Origin of the sequence: Streptomyces thermospinosisporus (genome assembly GCF_039526425.1) — a bacterium.
Taxonomy (GTDB): domain Bacteria; phylum Actinomycetota; class Actinomycetes; order Streptomycetales; family Streptomycetaceae; genus Streptomyces; species Streptomyces thermocarboxydovorans.
In genome coordinates this window covers 1-16,442 of the sequence record NZ_BAAAIZ010000120.1, presented here as the reverse complement: position 1 = coordinate 16,442, position 16,442 = coordinate 1, and the positions used below count along the sequence as shown (strand labels likewise).

At 70.3% G+C, this 16,442-nt stretch carries 16 protein-coding genes and 1 tRNA gene; 13 read left to right on the top strand and 4 right to left on the bottom strand.

The genetic code is table 11. The features are described 5' to 3' along the window. Positions 1-290: 290 nt before the first annotated feature. The 6 genes from ABD207_RS29820 to ABD207_RS29795 all read left to right on the top strand — a co-directional run bounded on the left by ABD207_RS29820 (position 291) and on the right by ABD207_RS29795 (position 4,785). Positions 291-728: a DUF3052 domain-containing protein gene (locus ABD207_RS29820; protein ID WP_344016376.1), complete on the top strand. Its 438-nt coding sequence runs from the start codon at positions 291-293 to the stop codon at positions 726-728. Between the two features lie 198 nt (positions 729-926). Continuing rightward, entirely contained in the window at positions 927-1,385 is a 459-nt protein-coding gene (locus ABD207_RS29815) for a peroxiredoxin (RefSeq protein ID WP_344016413.1), read from the top strand. A gap of 114 nt (positions 1,386-1,499) precedes the next feature. Continuing rightward, entirely contained in the window at positions 1,500-2,075 is a 576-nt protein-coding gene (locus ABD207_RS29810; RefSeq protein ID WP_344016375.1) for a calcium homeostasis/redox stress adaptation protein, read from the top strand. 97 nt (positions 2,076-2,172) lie between these two features. Next, positions 2,173-2,748: a TerD family protein gene (locus tag ABD207_RS29805; protein WP_167997164.1), complete on the top strand. Its 576-nt coding sequence runs from the start codon at positions 2,173-2,175 to the stop codon at positions 2,746-2,748. A 50-nt stretch (positions 2,749-2,798) separates the two neighbouring features. Further along, the gene (locus ABD207_RS29800) at positions 2,799-3,938 is read left to right on the top strand and encodes a DUF475 domain-containing protein (RefSeq protein ID WP_344016374.1); all 1,140 of its coding nucleotides are present in this window, start codon (positions 2,799-2,801) and stop codon (positions 3,936-3,938) included. Positions 3,939-4,047: 109 nt separating this feature from the next. Beyond that, entirely contained in the window at positions 4,048-4,785 is a 738-nt protein-coding gene (locus ABD207_RS29795; RefSeq protein WP_344016373.1) for a TerD family protein, read from the top strand. 321 nt (positions 4,786-5,106) lie between these two features. Here the strand turns inward: ABD207_RS29795 and ABD207_RS29790 are convergent, their stop codons facing one another. Further along, the gene (locus ABD207_RS29790) at positions 5,107-5,976 is read right to left on the bottom strand and encodes a TerD family protein (RefSeq protein ID WP_344016372.1); all 870 of its coding nucleotides are present in this window, start codon (positions 5,974-5,976) and stop codon (positions 5,107-5,109) included. A 155-nt stretch (positions 5,977-6,131) separates the two neighbouring features. Between ABD207_RS29790 and ABD207_RS29785 the strand changes: the two genes are divergently transcribed. The 3 genes from ABD207_RS29785 to ABD207_RS29775 all read left to right on the top strand — a co-directional run bounded on the left by ABD207_RS29785 (position 6,132) and on the right by ABD207_RS29775 (position 10,710). Further along, positions 6,132-7,298, top strand: a complete 1,167-nt coding sequence (locus ABD207_RS29785) for an HpcH/HpaI aldolase/citrate lyase family protein (protein WP_344016370.1) — start codon at positions 6,132-6,134, stop codon at positions 7,296-7,298. Positions 7,299-7,372: 74 nt separating this feature from the next. Then, a complete protein-coding gene (locus ABD207_RS29780) occupies positions 7,373-9,898 on the top strand; it encodes a phosphoribosyltransferase (RefSeq protein WP_344016369.1) in 2,526 nt (841 codons plus the stop codon). Next, on the top strand, positions 9,898-10,710 hold the full coding sequence (locus ABD207_RS29775) for an HAD family hydrolase (RefSeq protein WP_344016368.1): 813 nt from the start codon (positions 9,898-9,900) through the stop codon (positions 10,708-10,710). Before ABD207_RS29780 ends, ABD207_RS29775 begins: the two co-directional genes overlap by 1 nt. 791 nt (positions 10,711-11,501) lie before the next feature. Here ABD207_RS29775 and ABD207_RS29770 read toward each other — a convergent pair. The 3 genes from ABD207_RS29770 to ABD207_RS29760 all read right to left on the bottom strand — a co-directional run bounded on the left by ABD207_RS29770 (position 11,502) and on the right by ABD207_RS29760 (position 14,035). Further along, positions 11,502-11,723, bottom strand: coding sequence for an FmdB family zinc ribbon protein (locus tag ABD207_RS29770; protein WP_344006569.1), 222 nt, complete (start codon positions 11,721-11,723; stop codon positions 11,502-11,504). An 18-nt stretch (positions 11,724-11,741) separates the two neighbouring features. Then, on the bottom strand, positions 11,742-13,139 hold the full coding sequence (locus tag ABD207_RS29765) for a hypothetical protein (protein WP_344016367.1): 1,398 nt from the start codon (positions 13,137-13,139) through the stop codon (positions 11,742-11,744). 74 nt (positions 13,140-13,213) lie between these two features. Continuing rightward, positions 13,214-14,035 (bottom strand): DUF4097 family beta strand repeat-containing protein, encoded by an 822-nt coding sequence (locus ABD207_RS29760; protein WP_344016366.1) that lies wholly within the window; start codon positions 14,033-14,035, stop codon positions 13,214-13,216. Between the two features lie 211 nt (positions 14,036-14,246). On the opposite strand from ABD207_RS29760, the gene ABD207_RS29755 reads away from it, so the two are divergent. The 4 genes from ABD207_RS29755 to ABD207_RS29740 all read left to right on the top strand — a co-directional run bounded on the left by ABD207_RS29755 (position 14,247) and on the right by ABD207_RS29740 (position 16,362). After that, positions 14,247-14,318, top strand: a tRNA-Val gene (locus tag ABD207_RS29755). Positions 14,319-14,449: 131 nt separating this feature from the next. After that, entirely contained in the window at positions 14,450-15,265 is an 816-nt protein-coding gene (locus ABD207_RS29750; protein WP_344016365.1) for a tyrosine-type recombinase/integrase, read from the top strand. A 113-nt stretch (positions 15,266-15,378) separates the two neighbouring features. After that, entirely contained in the window at positions 15,379-15,780 is a 402-nt protein-coding gene (locus ABD207_RS29745; protein WP_344016364.1) for a hypothetical protein, read from the top strand. Positions 15,781-15,924: 144 nt separating this feature from the next. Then, positions 15,925-16,362: a hypothetical protein gene (locus tag ABD207_RS29740; protein ID WP_344016363.1), complete on the top strand. Its 438-nt coding sequence runs from the start codon at positions 15,925-15,927 to the stop codon at positions 16,360-16,362. Positions 16,363-16,442: the final 80 nt, after the last annotated feature.

The window sequence follows — 16,442 nt, the reverse complement described above, 5'->3', positions numbered from 1 at the left end:
GAGGTAACCCGTGGCCGGACCGGTGGGGGAACGTAAGGGGCGAACTCATTCGAGTCTCGTACCCGCAGACGGTTCCCAAACGCGCAAAATGGGCACAAAGGTGTGGTGTATGTCACCGCGAGCCATGATGGTGTGCCTGGAGTTGCGGCGACCCGGCCGCAAACGTCACCGTTTCGGCGGTCCGGACGGCCGGGTACTTGCGCGATCCGTCCCGCCCGTGTGGACTACGGCCAATGCTTCGCGCACGCGCGTGGCTGAGTTATTCCCAAGACATGATCAGGAGGCAACCCGTGAGCGCGACCGCGGACCACGCGGAGGAGCGGACGAACCCTGCCGCCAGGCTGGGGTTCCAGCCCGGGCAGGTGGTCCAGGAGATCGGCTACGACGACGACGTCGACCAGGAGCTCCGCGAGGCCATTGAGGCCGTCATCGAGAGCGACCTCGTCGACGAGGACTACGACGACGTGGCCGACGCCGTTGTGCTGTGGTTCCGCAACGACGACGGCGACCTGACGGATGCGCTGGTGGATGCCACCACGTACATCGAAGAGGGCGGCTCGATCCTGCTCCTCACGCCGAAGACCGGCCGTGCGGGGTATGTGGAGCCGAGCGACATCTCGGAAGCCGCGACCACGGCCGGCCTGACGGCGTCCAAGAGCGTCAGCGTCGGCAAGGACTGGAGCGGCAGCCGCCTCGCCACGCCGAAGGCAGCCAAGTCCAAGCGGTGACCCCGCGTCGCCGCACGGCCGCCCGCCGCGGCGGCCGGCCCCGGGGACGGCGCCTGGGAAGGGCCGCCACGGCCTGAGCGGCCACGACGTACCCGACGGCGGACGGGCTGACGCGATCAGCCCGTCCGCCGGCTTTGTGCCGCGCCTGCGTAAGGTGTCCATCGTCCGAACGGCCCACCGAAGGGGATGAACACGACGATGGCGATCCAGGTCGGCGAAAAGGCTCCCGACTTCGAGCTCAAGGACAACCACGGCGCGAGCGTGAAGCTCTCCGGCTTCCGCGGCCGGAAGAACGTGGTTCTGATCTTCTACCCCTTCGCCTTCACCGGCGTGTGCACCGGGGAGCTGTGCGAGCTGCGGGACAACCTGCCGCAGTTCACCGACCGCGACACCCAGCTGCTGGCGGTCTCCAACGACTCCATCCACACCCTGCGGGTCTTCGCCGAGCAGGAGAACCTCGAGTACCCGCTGCTGTCGGACTTCTGGCCGCACGGCAACGTCTCGCGGGCCTACGGCGTCTTCGACGAGGACAAGGGGTGCGCCGTGCGGGGCACCTTCATCATCGACAAGGAGGGTGTCGTGCGGTGGACGGTCGTCAACGGCCTCCCGGACGCCCGCGACCTCGATGAGTACGTCAAGGCGCTCGACACCCTGTAATTCTTCGGGTTGCGGGCCTGCGGCGGCCGGGAACCCCTCACTAGGATCGACTCGTTGATCCGACATCCACGCACGATGGGGCAATCCCGCCCCAGGACACCATATGGAGGACTCGTGGGAGTCAGCCTCAGCAAGGGCGGCAACGTATCGCTGACCAAGGAGGCGCCGGGCCTGACCGCCGTCATCGTCGGACTGGGGTGGGACGTCCGCACCACGACCGGCACCGACTTCGACCTGGACGCCAGCGCGCTGCTGCTGAACAGCTCCGGAAAGGTCGCGAGCGACCAGCACTTCGTCTTCTTCAACAACCTCAAGAGCCCCGACGGCTCCGTCGAGCACACCGGTGACAACCTCACCGGTGAGGGCGAGGGCGACGACGAGCAGATCAAGGTCAACCTCGCCGCCGTCCCGGCCGACATCGAGAAGATCGTGTTCCCGGTCTCCATCTACGACGCCGAGAACCGTCAGCAGTCCTTCGGCCAGGTGCGCAACGCCTTCATCCGCGTCGTCAACCAGAACGGCGGCACCGAGATCGCCCGCTACGACCTCTCGGAGGACGCCTCCACCGAGACGGCCATGGTCTTCGGCGAGCTCTACCGCCACGGCGCGGAGTGGAAGTTCCGCGCCATCGGCCAGGGCTACGCCTCCGGCCTGCGCGGCATCGCGCAGGACTTCGGCGTGAACGTCTGAGCCGAACCACCCTCGATCCGCCCGGCGCCGCACGGTTTACGTGCGGCGCCGGACGCGCAGGACCACCTGAGAAAAGAACGCACCCGGGGAGGGACTCATGGGCGTCACGCTCGCCAAGGGAGGCAACGTCTCCTTGTCCAAGGCCGCACCCAACCTCACGCAGGTGATGGTCGGGCTCGGCTGGGACGCTCGCTCCACCACCGGAGCCCCCTTCGACCTCGACGCCAGCGCCCTGATGTGCACCGGCGGCCGGGTCATGGGCGACGAGTGGTTCATCTTCTACAACCAGCTCAAGAGCCCCGACGGCTCGGTGGAGCACACCGGTGACAACCTCACCGGCGAGGGCGAGGGCGACGACGAGTCCCTGCTGGTGGACCTGACCAAGGTGCCGCCGCAGTGCGACAAGATCGTCTTCCCGGTCTCCATCCACATGGCCGACGAGCGCGGCCAGACCTTCGGGCAGGTCAGCAACGCCTTCATCCGTGTCGTCAACCAGGCCGACGGCCAGGAGCTCGCCCGCTACGACCTGAGCGAGGACGCCTCCACCGAAACGGCGATGATCTTCGGCGAGCTCTACCGCTACCAGGGCGAGTGGAAGTTCCGTGCAGTCGGTCAGGGGTACGCGTCGGGGCTGCGGGGGATCGCTCTAGACTTCGGAGTCAACGTTTCGTAAAGCCGAGTACGGCAGCGGGGGATACCCGTGATTACACGATGGGGTAGCCAGTGGTTCTGAAAACCTTCGGCTGGTCGTTCGCGGTCACCGCGCTCGGCCTGGTCGCAGCGGTCTTCTACGGGGGGTGGACCGCCTTCGGCATCGTGGCGATCCTCTCCGTCCTGGAGATCTCGCTGTCCTTCGACAACGCGGTGGTCAACGCCGGAATCCTGAAGAAGATGAATGCCTTCTGGCAGAAGATCTTCCTCACCATCGGCATCCTGATCGCCGTATTCGGTATGCGGCTGGTCTTCCCCGTCGTCATCGTCGCCATCAGCGCCCAGCTCGGTCCGCTCGAGGCCGTCGACCTCGCGCTCACCGACAAGGACCGCTACCAGGAGCTCGTCACCGACGCCCACCCGGCGATCGCCGCGTTCGGCGGCATGTTCCTGCTGATGATCTTCCTCGACTTCATCTTCGAGGACCGTGACATCAAGTGGCTGGGCTGGCTGGAGCGCCCGCTGGCCAAGCTCGGCAAGATCGACATGCTGTCGGTCTGCATCTCGCTGATCGTCCTGCTGATCGCCGCGACGACCTTCGGTGCCAACGCCCACCAGCACGGCGGCGCCCATGCCGACAAGGCGCAGACGGTCCTGCTCGCCGGCATCGCCGGTCTGATCACGTACATGATCGTGGGCGGGCTCTCCGGCTACTTCGAGGACCGCCTCGAGGAAGAGGAGGAGCGCGAGCACGAGGAGGAGGAGAAGGCCGCACGCGAGGGCAAGCCCAAGTCGGCGATCGCCCTGGCCGGCAAGGCCGCGTTCTTCATGTTCCTCTACCTCGAGGTGCTGGACGCGTCCTTCTCCTTCGACGGTGTCATCGGCGCCTTCGCCATCACCAACGACATCGTCCTGATGGCGCTCGGCCTCGGCATCGGCGCCATGTACGTCCGTTCCCTCACCGTGTACCTGGTCCGCCAGGGCACCCTGGACGACTACGTCTACCTGGAGCACGGCGCGCACTACGCGATCGGCGCCCTGGCCGTGATCCTGCTGGTCACCATCCAGTACGAGATCAACGAGATCATCACCGGCCTCATCGGCGTGGTTCTCATCGGCTGGTCCTTCTGGTCCTCCGTGCGCCGCAACCGGGCGCTCGCGGCGGCCGAGGGGGAGGCCGGCACCAAGACGGAGGTCACCTCCGGGGTGTGACAGCCCTCCGGGTGAGGAACGCTTCCCAGCGGGGCGGTCGTCGAGGACTCTCCTCACGGCCGCCCCGCCGGTCATGCGGCGGGGTTCGACAAGCGGATCTGGGGCGGGAATGGGCTTGCTGGACGGACTGTGGCGCGGTCGCGGAACGGACTTCGACTCGGGCAACGCGGCCACCAACGCCATCGAGCTGACCAAACGGCACGGGCACGTCTCCCTGACCAAGCAGGGCGCGGCCACCGGGCATCTGCGCATCAACCTCAGCTGGCGGATGCGCACCTCCGACATCGGCGGCTCCCAGCGCGAGAGCCTGCTGCGCCATCCCTTCAGGGCGCTCAAGCCGCCGGAGGTCGTCGGGCACAGCCAGAGCATGGTCAACGTCGACCTGGACCTCGGCTGCCTCTACGAACTGCAGGACGGCACCAAGGGCGTGGTGCAGCCGCTCGGCAACTACCTCGGCGACGTCAACGCGCCGCCCTACGTCAAGCTCAGCGGCGACGACCGCTTCGGCTCGGCGTCCGGGGAGACGATGTACGTCAACCTCGACCACCGCGACGAGATCAAGCGCCTGCTGGTCTTCGCCTACATCTACGACCAGACCCCGGCCTTCGACCGCACCCACGCGGTGGTCACCCTCTACCCCAGCAACGGCCCCCGCATCCAGATCGGCCTCGACGAGCGCGCCCCGCAGGCACGCTCCTGCGCCGTCGTGATGATCGAGAACGTGAAGAACGAGATCATCGTCCGCCGCGAGGTCAAGTTCGTCTACGGCTTCCAGGCCGAGCTCGACCGCCTCTACGGCTGGGGCCTCCAGTGGGGCCGCGGCTACAAGTCCAAGGCGACGCGCTAGGGGTGTCCGCAAAGTCGCGTCGTCCGCCCGGAGGGCGGGCTCCGCGGCGTCCGGTGCGTGCTCTGGGGGTCCCCCCGGCCGAAGGCTGGGGGAGTGCCGGGCGGACACCCGCGTACTGGTGGTACTCGGGTGTTCGCCCGGTGCGGCGAGTGGGGGTACCCCCTCTGGGGGAGCGTGCGGGGCGTCGCGGAGCAGGCGGGACTTTGCGGACACTCCCTAGCCCGCCGGCGGGCACGAGAAGGGCGCCTGGAGCCCAGGCGCCCCTGACCGGTGACCCAGGGCCTGTCGGCGATTCCCGCAGCCTGATCCAGACGAAAGCCCCTAGCGGCCGATGAACTGCGGCCCCTGGGGTGGCAGGCGGAAGTCGGGGTCCGGGGCGGCGGCGGCCGCTGCCGGCGGGTAGCCGTAGGCGGGCGGGCTGGTCGGCTGGGGGTAGCCGTACGCGGGCTGGGTGGCCGGGGGCTGCTGGGGGTAGCCGTAGGCGGGCTGCGCGGGCTGCGGCGGGACCTCCGGGGGCAGCGGGGCGGCGACGGGGGGCTGTGCGGGCGGCACGGACGGCGCAGACGGTGCAGAGGGCGGCTGGGCCGGAGGCTCCGGCGACTGGGCCTCTGGAGTCGCCGAGGGAGCTGAGGGCTCCTGCTCCGGCTCGGACTCGTCGACCGAGATGCCGAAGTCGGTCGCCAGGCCCTTCAGCCCGTTCGAGTAGCCCTCGCCGAGCGCACGGAACTTCCAGCCCTCCCCGCGGCGGTACAGCTCGCCGCAGATCAGCGCGGTCTCCTGCCCCGTCTCCGGCTTGACGTCGAAGTACGCCAGGGGCTCGCCGTCCGGGTCCTGCGCGTCGTGCAGCAGGATCCGCAGGGCCCGCACCTGGTCGAAGGTGACGCCGTCCGCCGAGGCGACCAGAAGTATGCGGCTGACGCCGGACTCGACCCCGGCGAGGTCTGTCTGGATCGTGTCGGTCAGGCCCTCGGCCACCCGCTTCTTGCCGAGCCGCCACACCTTCCCGGAGGGGTGCCGGGGCTGGTTGTAGAAGACGAAGTCGTCGTCGGAGCGCACACGGCCGTCGGGGCCGAGCAGCAGCGCGGAGGCGTCGACGTCCGGGACCCCCTGCCCGGGTGACCAGCGCAGCACGGCGCGTACCGTGGTGGCCTCGAGCGGGATGTTGGACCCCTTCAGCATCGCGTGCGTCATGCGGTCATCCTGCCTTCTCCGTCCTGATCACGACAATGCGGGGTGTGCGCCCGACACCGTGGGATTACGTGAAGTTCATGCCCGGTGGGAACCCGGGACATCGATTGCTACGTACTATTACCGGCCACCTTCCGACACTTCACACGGGGAGTTCCATGCGTCATTTCGGGCACGTCGCCCCAGAGGTGCGGAAACGTCTCTTCTACCGGGAGCCCGCCGATTTCACGCCGGACTCCCCGGCCCGGCTTCTCTCCGCGGCTCTCGGCGCGACCCTCTACAGCCCCGCGACGCGCCCCCGGCTGGCCGACGACATCGTCAAGCAGGCCGGACGCGGCGTGGTGTCGATGGTGCTGTGCCTGGAGGACTCCATCGACGACGCCGACGTCCTCGCCGGCGAGGAGAACCTGGTCCGCCAGTTCACCGACCTCGCCGGGCGGCCCGGCGGGGAACTGCCCCTGCTGTTCATCCGCGTCCGCACCCCCGAGCAGATCCCCGACCTGGTGCGCCGCCTCGGCCCGGCCGTCCGGCTGCTGTCCGGATTCGTACTGCCGAAGTTCACCGAGGAACACGGCATGCCGTTCCTGGAGGCGCTCACCCTCGCCGAGGCGGAGACCGGCCGGCGGCTGTTCGCCATGCCCGTCCTGGAGTCCCCGGAGCTGCTCTACCGCGAGTCCCGCGTGGAGACCCTGGAGGGCATCGCCCGCGCCGTCGGCAAGTACCGCGACCGCGTGCTCGCCCTGCGCCTCGGGGTGACCGACTTCTGCGCCTCCTACGGGCTGCGCCGCGGCCCCGACATGACGGCCTACGACGTCCAGATAGTCGCCTCGGTGATCGCCGACGTGGTGAACATGCTGGCCCGCGCCGACGGCACCGGCTTCACCGTGACCGGCCCGGTGTGGGAGTACTTCCGCGTCCAGGAGCGCATGTTCAAGCCGCAGCTGCGGCAGAGCCCGTTCCTCGAGGTGCAGGCCGTCGAACTGCGCCAGAAGCTCATCGAGCACGCCATGGACGGCCTGCTGCGGGAGATCTCCCTCGACCAGGCCAACGGCCTGCTCGGCAAGACCTGCATCCACCCCTCCCACGTGCTGCCCGTGCACGCGCTGTCCGTGGTCAGCCACGAGGAGTTCAGCGACGCCCAGGACATCCTGCGGCCGGAACGCGACGGCGGGGGAGTGCTGCGGTCCGCGTACACCAACAAGATGAACGAGGTGAAGCCGCACCGCGCCTGGGCGGAGCGGACCCTGCTGCGCGCCGAGGTCTTCGGCGTGGCCAACGAGGACATCGGCTTCGTGGAGCTGCTGGCGGCCGGGCTGGCGCAGTGACCCCGGGCCGTGCCCGGACACCATGCCCGGACAATGATGGAGAGAGCACTGTGAACGAGGGGGTGCACCGCGGGGTGCGTCAGGAAACGCGGGCCGGCGACGTCTGGTCCGGCAGCTGGGTCGCCGAGCGGCTCGGAGTCGAGCTGGCCGGGGACGGACACCTGACCGAGCTGCTGGGGATGGCGCTGCGCCGTAACCCCAAGCGGGCCCATCTGCTCGTCTCCAACGTGCTCGGCAAGCACGTTCCCCAGACCCCGTCCGTGGTGCACGGGCACGGCGTCCGCCTGGGCCGCCGGGTGCGTGAGCTCCTTGGCGAGCAGGCGCACAAGGCCGTGGTCCTCGGCTACGCGGAGACCGCGACCAGCCTCGGGCACTCGGTCGCCGACGGCCTGGCCGTCGCCCCCTACCTGCACTCCACCCGCCGCCCCGTCCCCGGCGTCGCCACCGCGGGCGGCTTCGAGGAGTCCCACTCCCACGCCACCTCCCATCTGCTGCTCCCGGAGGACCCCGCGCTGCTGGCCGGGGACGGGCCGCTGGTCCTGGTCGACGACGAGTTCTCCACCGGCAACACGGTGCTGAACACCGTGCGCGCCCTGCACCGGCGCTATCCGCGGCGCTGGTACGTGGTGGTGGCGCTGGTGGACATGCGGTCGCCCGAGGACGCCCGGCGGCTGGCCGGCTTCGCCGAGGAGATCGGCGCCCGCGTCGACCTGGTGGCCGCCGCCTCCGGGACCGTGCGGCTGCCGGACGGCGTGCTGGAGAAGGGCCAGGAGCTGGTCGCCCGCTACGAGGCGGAAGCCGCCGCGCATCCGCCGGCCGCGGGACCGGCGGAACCCGGCCGCATCACCCGCGTGGACCTGGGCTGGCCCGAGGGCCTGCCCGACGGCGGCCGGCACGGCTTCACCCCCGCGCAGCGCGACCGGCTGGAGCAGGCCCTGCCCGGCATGGCCGCCCGGATCGCCGGGGCCCTGCCCGCCGATGCCCGCCGCGTCCTGGTGCTCGGCTTCGAGGAGCTGATGTACGCCCCGCTCCGCCTCGCCGGCGAGCTGGAGCGCGGCACCGACGCCGACGTCCGCTTCTCCACCACCACCCGATCGCCCGTCCTCGCCGTCGACGACCCCGGCTACGCGATCCGCACCCGTCTGGTCTTCCCGGCCCACGACGACCCCGCCGACGGCCCCGGCGAGCGCTACGCCTACAACGTCGCCGGCGCCGGCTTCGACGCCGTCGTCGCGGTCGTCGACTCCGTCGCCGACACCCCCGCGCTGCACGCCCCCGACGGCCTGCTGGCCCGGCTCGCCGAGCACACCCCGCACGTGCTGCTCGCCGTCGTACCGTCGTACGTCCCGCCCGCCGGGCGCACCGACCGGTCTCCTGCGCACGACCCCCTGGAAAGGCCCGCCTCCGTGCTGCCCGAGCCCCTACGCGGCCCCGCCTTCTCCTCGTACGCGCCCGAGGAGGTCGGATGGCTGCTGCAGGACCTCTCGCACGTGACGCTGGAGGCACCGACCGAGGAGCGCGAGGAGGCCATCCAGAGCGGCGGCGCGCACTACGCCGAGTCGCTGCCGGTGGAGTACCAGCCGACCCCGCAGTACCAGGAGCTGTACCACGCGGCCCTTCAGGCCTCGGCGGCCCGTATCGCGCACGCGGTGGGCGTGGTCACCGAGACCGTCCTCGCCGAGCGCCCCCACTCTCGGCTTCGTTCGAGCGGGGGGACCCCCACGCCCCGCCCGGTCCTGGTCTCCCTGGCCCGCGCCGGCACCCCCATCGGCATCCTGATGCGCCGCTGGGCCCAGCACCGCCACGGTCTCGACCTGCCGCACTACGCGGTCTCCATCGTCCGCGGCCGGGGCATCGACGCCAACGCGCTGCGCTGGCTGGCCGAGCACCACGACCCGCGGGACGTCGTCTTCGTCGACGGCTGGACCGGCAAGGGCGCCATCACCCGCGAACTCGCCCAGGCCGTCGAGGAGTTCGAGAAGAAGTACGGCATCACCGGCTTCGACCCGGAGATCGCGGTGCTGGCCGACCCCGGATCCTGCGTGCGCACCTACGGCACCCGTGAGGACTTCCTCATCCCCTCGGCCTGCCTCAACTCGACCGTCTCCGGCCTGATCTCCCGCACCGTGCTGCGCGCGGACCTGGTCGGCCCGGACGACTTCCACGGCGCCAAGTTCTACCGCGAACTCGCCTCCTCCGACGTCTCGGTGGCCTTCCTGGACGCCGTCTCCGCCCGCTTCGACGAGGTCACCGACGCCGCCTGCGCCCAGGCCAAGGAGCTGCTCGCCGCCGACCGCACCCCCACCTGGGAGGGCTGGGCCGCGGTGGAGCGCATCAGCGAGGAGTACGGCATCCACGACGTCAACCTGGTCAAGCCGGGCGTCGGCGAGACCACCCGGGTGCTGCTGCGCCGGGTGCCGTGGAAGGTGCTGGCCCGCAAGGGGGCCGGCCGGGACCTCGACCACGTCCGGCTGCTGGCCGAGCAGCGGGGCGTCCCGGTCGAGGAGGCCGACGAGCTGCCCTACACCTGCGTCGGCCTGATCCACCCCCGCTACACGCGCGGCGCGACCGGCGCCGACGGCAGGGCGGTGAGCGTCTGATGCCCGCCCTCGTCGCCAGCGACCTCGACCGCACGCTGATCTACTCGGCCGCCGCGCTCGCCCTGACCATGCCGGACGCGCGGGCGCCGCGCCTGCTGTGCGTGGAGGTCCACGAGAGCAAGCCGCTGTCCTACATGACGGAGACCGCCGCCGGGCTCCTCACCGACCTCGGCGACGCCGCCGTCTTCGTCCCGACCACCACCCGCACCCGCAAGCAGTACCAGCGCATCAATCTCCCCGGCCCGCCGCCGAGGTTCGCCATCTGCGCCAACGGCGGGCACCTCCTCGTCGACGGGGAGACCGACCGCGACTGGCACGCCCGCGTCCTGGCCCGCCTGGCCGACGAGTGCGCGCCGCTGCCGGAGGTGCGGGAGCATCTGCTGCGCACCGCCGACCCGGTGTGGGTGCGCAAGCAGCGCGTCGCCGACGACCTCTTCGCCTACCTCGTCGTCGAGCGCGAACTGCTGCCCGAGGAGTGGGTGAAGGAGCTGGCCGCCTGGGCGGAGAACCGGGGCTGGACGGTGTCGCTGCAGGGCCGCAAGATCTACGCCGTGCCCGCGCCGCTGACCAAGAGCGCGGCCATGCACGAGATCGCCCGGCGCACCGGAGCGGACCTCACGCTGGCCGCGGGCGACTCCCTGCTCGACGTGGACCTCCTGCTGGCGGCCGACCGCTCCTGGCGGCCCGGGCACGGCGAACTGGCCGACGTCGACTGGAGCGCACCCGGCGTCCGGGCCCTCCCGGAGCGTGGCGTCCTGGCCGGCGAGCGCATCCTGCGGGAACTGCTGCGGACGGTGCGCGCCCCGCGCTGAGGCGCTCCGCGTCTCGGAAGCCGGCCGCCGACTGCCGCACCGGCAGCTCCCGCTCGGCCGACCGCGCGGGAGCCTCTCCGCGAGGAGGGTCCGCTGGGGGCGGTGCAGGCTCACAGCGCCGGTGGCGGGTGGCCGGTAGCGGACGGGCCGGCGCGGGCGGTGTGCCGTCGGCGACGACGGCGTCGGCCCCGCCGGTGGCCGCGGCCGATTGGCCGGCTCCCCGTGCGGTGGCCGCCGTCGTTCGCGCGTCTTTTTCGAGCGGGCTGGGATGTGTTGTCGGCGGCTGCGGTGTCGGTGCCGTGCGGGAGTCTGCGGGTGGTTGGCCGGCTCCCCGTGCGGTGGCCGCCGTCGTTCGCGCGTCTTTTTCGAGCGGGCCGGGATGTGTTGTCGGCGGCTGCGGTGTCGGTGCCGTGCGGGAGTCTGCGGGTGGTTGGCCGGCTCCCCGTGCGGTGGCCGCCGTCGTTCGCGCGTCTTCTTCGAGCGGGCCGGGATGTGTTGTCGGCGGCTGCGGTGTCGGTGCCGTGCGGGAGTCTGCGGGTGGTTGGCGGGCTCCCCGTGCGGTGGCCGCCGTCGTTCGCGCGTCTTCTTCGAGCGGGCCGGGGTATGCCGTCGGCGGCTGCGGTGTCCGTGCTACGGGAATTCAGGGTGCTTCGGCCGCCTCGGCGGCAGCCGCCGCCGGGCGCGGACCGGGCGTACGGTCACCACAACCGAGGCCGCCGCAGCCGCACCGGCTGTGCCCCCTCTTCGAAGCAGGCCGGCCCGGCCGGCCCGGCCGGCCCGGCCGTGTGCCCTCAGCCGCCGCAGCAGCCGCCGCCGCAGCAGCCCCCGCCGCCGCTCGGCTGCGGGGCCGGGGACGCGGCCGACGAGCTGCCGCCGACGGCGACCGTGGAGAGGAGTTTCACTGTGTCGTCGTGGCCCGCGGGGCAGGTGGCGGGCGCGGAGGACTCGGCCATGGGCCGGCTGAGTTCGAAGGTGTCGCCGCAGGTCCGGCAACGGTATTCGTAGCGAGGCATGGGCAAAGGTTAACCGGCTCAGTGGGCGCCGGCGCCGCGTTCCTCGCGGATCCGGGCGACCACCTCGGCCGCGGTGGCCCGCACCGCCTCCGTCTCCGTCAGGAAGCGCCAGTAGTCGGGGTGGCGGCCCTCGAGGCCGGCGATCGCCTGCTCCAGGCGGGCCACGGCGGCGTCCAGGGGTCCGGCGTGGCGCGGGTCGGGGGTGTTGCGGCCGGCCATGGCCAGGCGCTGGGCGTCGCGGAGGGCGAAACGGGTGCGTTCGATCTCCTGCTGGGGGTCCTTCTGCACGGCGTTCAGCCGGTTCAGCCGGTCACCGGCGGCGGAGACGGCCTCGTCGGTGGTGTTGAGCAGCGCCCGCACGGTCGACAGCAGAGCGGTGGCGTCGGCCCAGCGCTGCTCGTCCCGCGCGGCCCGCGCCTCGGCCAGCTTGGCTTCGGCCCGGCGGACGTTGTCCACGGCGACCTCGGGGACGCGCTGCAGGTCCTGCCAGCAGGCGACCGTGAAGCGGCGGCGCAGTTCGCTGAGGATCGGCTCCACCTGCTCGGAGCGGGTGGTCAGGGCCTGGGCGCGGGTGCGCAGGGAGACCAGCCGGCGGTCGATCTCGGCGGCCCGCTCCGGCAGCCGTTCCGCCTCCACGCGGATCGCCTCGGCCTCGCGGGTGACGCGCCCGGCCCGCTCCAGCGTCTGCGGCACGCCGTGCCGGCCGGCGCCCTCGTTGAGCCTGGTCAGCTCGGGGGAGAGGGCGGCCAGCCGGGCGGCCAGGTCGTCGGCCTTCAGACCGGCGCCGCGCACGGTGTCCAGCGCGGTGGAGGCGGCGAGCAGCGCCTGCCGGGCGCGTTCCACGGCGGGTGCCAGCCGGGCCAGCTGGGTCTCCGCCTTGCCGAGCAGCGGCCCGAGCCCCTCGGCGAAACGGTCCAGCTCCTGCTTGACCCGGGTGAGCTCGTCCTTGGCGGCGGTCAGCTCGCCGCGTGCGCGGGAGGCGGAGGAGGCGTCGAGGTCGTCGCGGTCGAGGTCGTGGGCGTCGACGGCGCTGATGTAGCGGTGGCTGGCCTCGTCGATGCGCCGGCCCAGCGCCTCGAAGTCGGCGATGGCACGCCGGGCGGCGGGCGAGTCGTCGACCGCGTTGATCGTCTCGATGGAGATGCGCAGATCGCGCTGGGCGGTGTCCAGCTCGTAGAAGGCGGCCGCGGCCGCGTCCTTGGCGGCCTGCGCCTCGGCGCGCTGGCTCTCCGCACGCCCGCCGAACCAGCGCCGGGTGCCGCCGCCGGCGAACGCGGCCGGCAGGGCCAGCGCGGCAAGGAGGGGCAGCACCGTCAGCGTGAGGACGTCCTGCGCGGCTCGGAGCGGAATGCGGCCGCGCGCACGGCGCACGCGCGGCTTCGACGGCGAGTACGGCTGCGCTGGTGTCGCCGTCACATCCCTCTCCCGTACTGTCGTTCGCCCTGCCCGGTGTCATTCTCCCACCGGTACAGGACGAACACACGGGTCAGTCAGTTCGCCGTACGGACCACGAGTCCTCCGTCGCGGGTGCGGGCGGTCAACCGGTGCGGGCTGGAGTCGTCGCGCGGCACGGACACGCGCTCGCCTCCTTCGCCGGTCTCGGTGTCCACCCGGTAGGCGGCGCGGGGCAGTTCGACGGTCAGGGAACCGTCGCGGGTGCGGGCGTCCACCCGGTCGGGCACGGTGCCGAGCGTGAGGCGCACCGAGCCGTCGCCGCTGTGCACGCGCACCGTGCGGGAGGAGACGTCGGCACGTACCGAGCCGTCATTGGTGCGCAGCTCCAGGGGCCCGGAGGTGTCCGTGACCCGGACGGAGCCGTCGCCGGCGCGGATGCTGAGCGGGTCCTTGAAACCCTTCGCCCGTACGCTGCCGTCGCCGTCCTCGACCTTGACCGCGAGCCCGCGGGGCACCTCGACGCGGTGGCGTGCGGAGCAGTCGACGACGATGCCGGAGCACTTCAGGCGCAGCGTCAGCCGGTCGTCCTTCATGCTCCACGTCACCTCGGGATCGGAGCCGATGGCGACCTTCCCGCTGAACCAGCGCGTGACCTCGACCTTCCCCTCCTCCTGGTCGTCGGTGGCGACGATCTCGAGCTCGGAGTCGTCGGAGTCGACGGTGAGGGTGCCGCCCCGGACGTCGAAGGTCCGGTGCTCGGGGGTGTCGTCGGACGCGGCCGAGGTCCCGCAGGCGGTCACGCCGGCCAGCAGCGCCACCGAGATGCCGGCGAGCGCCAGCCGGGCGGGGGCGCTGCCGTGGCCCTTCCCGGTGCGGCGGTCTCCGGTGGTGCGGAACGTACGGCTCGTGCGGGTCATGACGGTCTCCCCCTGAACGGTCGAAGGGCGCCTTCCAGCGCACTTCGACCGTATGGAGCCGGGGACCGGCGGACGATCCGGCCGACTCCCGTTTCCGTGGTGGGGATATCCCCCCGCAACAGGCGGGGCCCGCCCGCCGGTACGGGTTTGCGGGACCGCGCCCCGGGCAAGGTAGGCTGTCGGCTCGTCCTGGTGCACAGCGCCCGGGCACGGGTGCGTAGCTCAGGGGTAGAGCGCCTGCCTTACAAGCAGGATGTCGGCGGTTCGAAACCGTCCGCGCCCACCGATACAAGGTCTGACCAGCAGAAACAGACCAGACAACGGACACAGGGCAGTACGCCACACCAACCAGACACGGTTAGGTAAGGCGACTGTCTGACACAACCTTGCCTAGCCACGGCGCTAGGAGATCCTGTGTTCGCCGACGAATACGTCATCCATCTGAGGGCCACGGTCAACAAGCACGGCCGTCCCTACCAAGAGAAGACGATCAGAACTTACGCAGAGGCGGTCAGGACCCTCGGGGCATGGATGAGCCGCCAGGGGCTCACTGACTACCGGCTCGACACGGAGACCCTGAACACCTTCTTCCGGGACTACAACGCCACCCACGACCGAGGCGGCACCAACGCAGTACAGAGGAACCTCCGGGTCTTCTTCCAGTGGCTCGAAGACGAATTCGATCACCCGAACCCCTACCGGGACCGGAGACTGCACCGGTACTCCGCCCCCACCGGGACCAAGCCCAAGACACTGACACCCGAACTTGTCAGGGATCTCCTCAAGGCCACGGGCAACGGTCACCCCAGGGTCCGAGACTTCGAGAAGGTCCGGGACCACGCCATGATCCGGTGCCTGACCGAGGGGCTCAGGGCCGAGGAACTCCTGTCACTGCGCCTCGGGGATCTCCACCTGAGCCAGGGCCTTCTACAGGTGGTGCCACTCAAGGACGCCAGGGCAGCAGGAGAAGGCCGGCTCATCCCCTTGCAGCCCAAGACGGTGATGGCACTCACCCGGTATCTCAGGGCCAGGGAACAGCACAAGCTCTCGGACAGTGAATGGCTCTGGCTTGGCACCCGGAACCGCGGGCGCATGAAGTACTCAGGGCTCTACCGCATGGTGAACCGCAGAGCCAAAGAAGCCGGGTACGGCGCCGTCCGTCCACATCAGTCCGCCACACTTTCGCCCACGATCTTCTGTCCGCGGGAGTGGCAGAAGGGGACGTCATGACCCTGGCCGGATGGAAGTCCCGGAGCATGGTGGACCGGTACGCCTCGGACATGGCCACTGTCAGGGCAGTGAAGGCCGTACAGCGCATGGGTGACCGGTACTGACTCTCAGCAGTGACCGACACCACAGCAGCCAGACGAAACAAACGCAACGTGCTCAGCGATGTACATAGCGGGAGGGGACAAACCATGCTGGACATGATCACGCCGACCGAGGCGGACCACAGCAAGGCACTGGAACTGATCTACTCGGGCAAGATCGAGACCACCCGGACGTGGGTGGAGACCGAGGCAATGCTGATCGCGGAAGTGATCGGGGAACCGTTCGGGCGATACTACCAGTTGGTGATCACGGATCTGGTGGACCAGGACGACGTGGCAGAGCTGAACAGGTTGGAAACGGAACTGGGCAAGCCCCTCGGGGAGTGCATCATCGAGAAGGAGCACCACGACAACCGACACTCGTTCTTTCCGGGGAGCCAGTCATTCGACCTTCTGACCATCTACGCCGGATAGTCGCTACGCACTGCGTACGACACTAACTGAATAGCACCACCCACCAAGGGCCCATGGCAACCGTCATGGGCCTTTGTCATGCCCAGATGACAGCAGGCCCCGGTAACCGCCAGGGCCTTTTTCATGACACATGAGGAGACACCATTGGCATTCCTGGAAGACTACGTTTACTCGATTGACACTCACATCTTGAAGCTGCGCAAGAGGGGCTTTGCCTTGGCAGCAGAACACAAGCCCCCGACCGGACAAGCTGCTCTTTGGTATCAGGAAGTCATCCTGTACGTGCCGCGGAGCGGACAGGCCGTGGCGCGACAGATAGCCCGACTTTGCGGTGACGACTCCGAGGTGACATTGCCTTATCGTTCCCTGGCCGATGCAGTTGGTGTCAGGGACCGTGCCGGTAATCTCCGCCGCTACACCGAGCGGGGAATCAAGGCCCTGGTTGATGCCGGTTGGCTGGAAGTCGAGACTACCGGGGCCAAGAGGGGGGCCAAGACTACGTTTCGCCTCAAGGTTGGCGAGGAATCCACCGAGGCAATGGTTCTCATTGACGATGAGGACTGGTTCACCGAGGCAGCATGAGCCTCGGAGAACTTATGGCCTTAACCTCGCGCTTTCATGAAGCGGGCTGTCCGGCAGGCGGTCAGGAAAGCAGAAAGTGC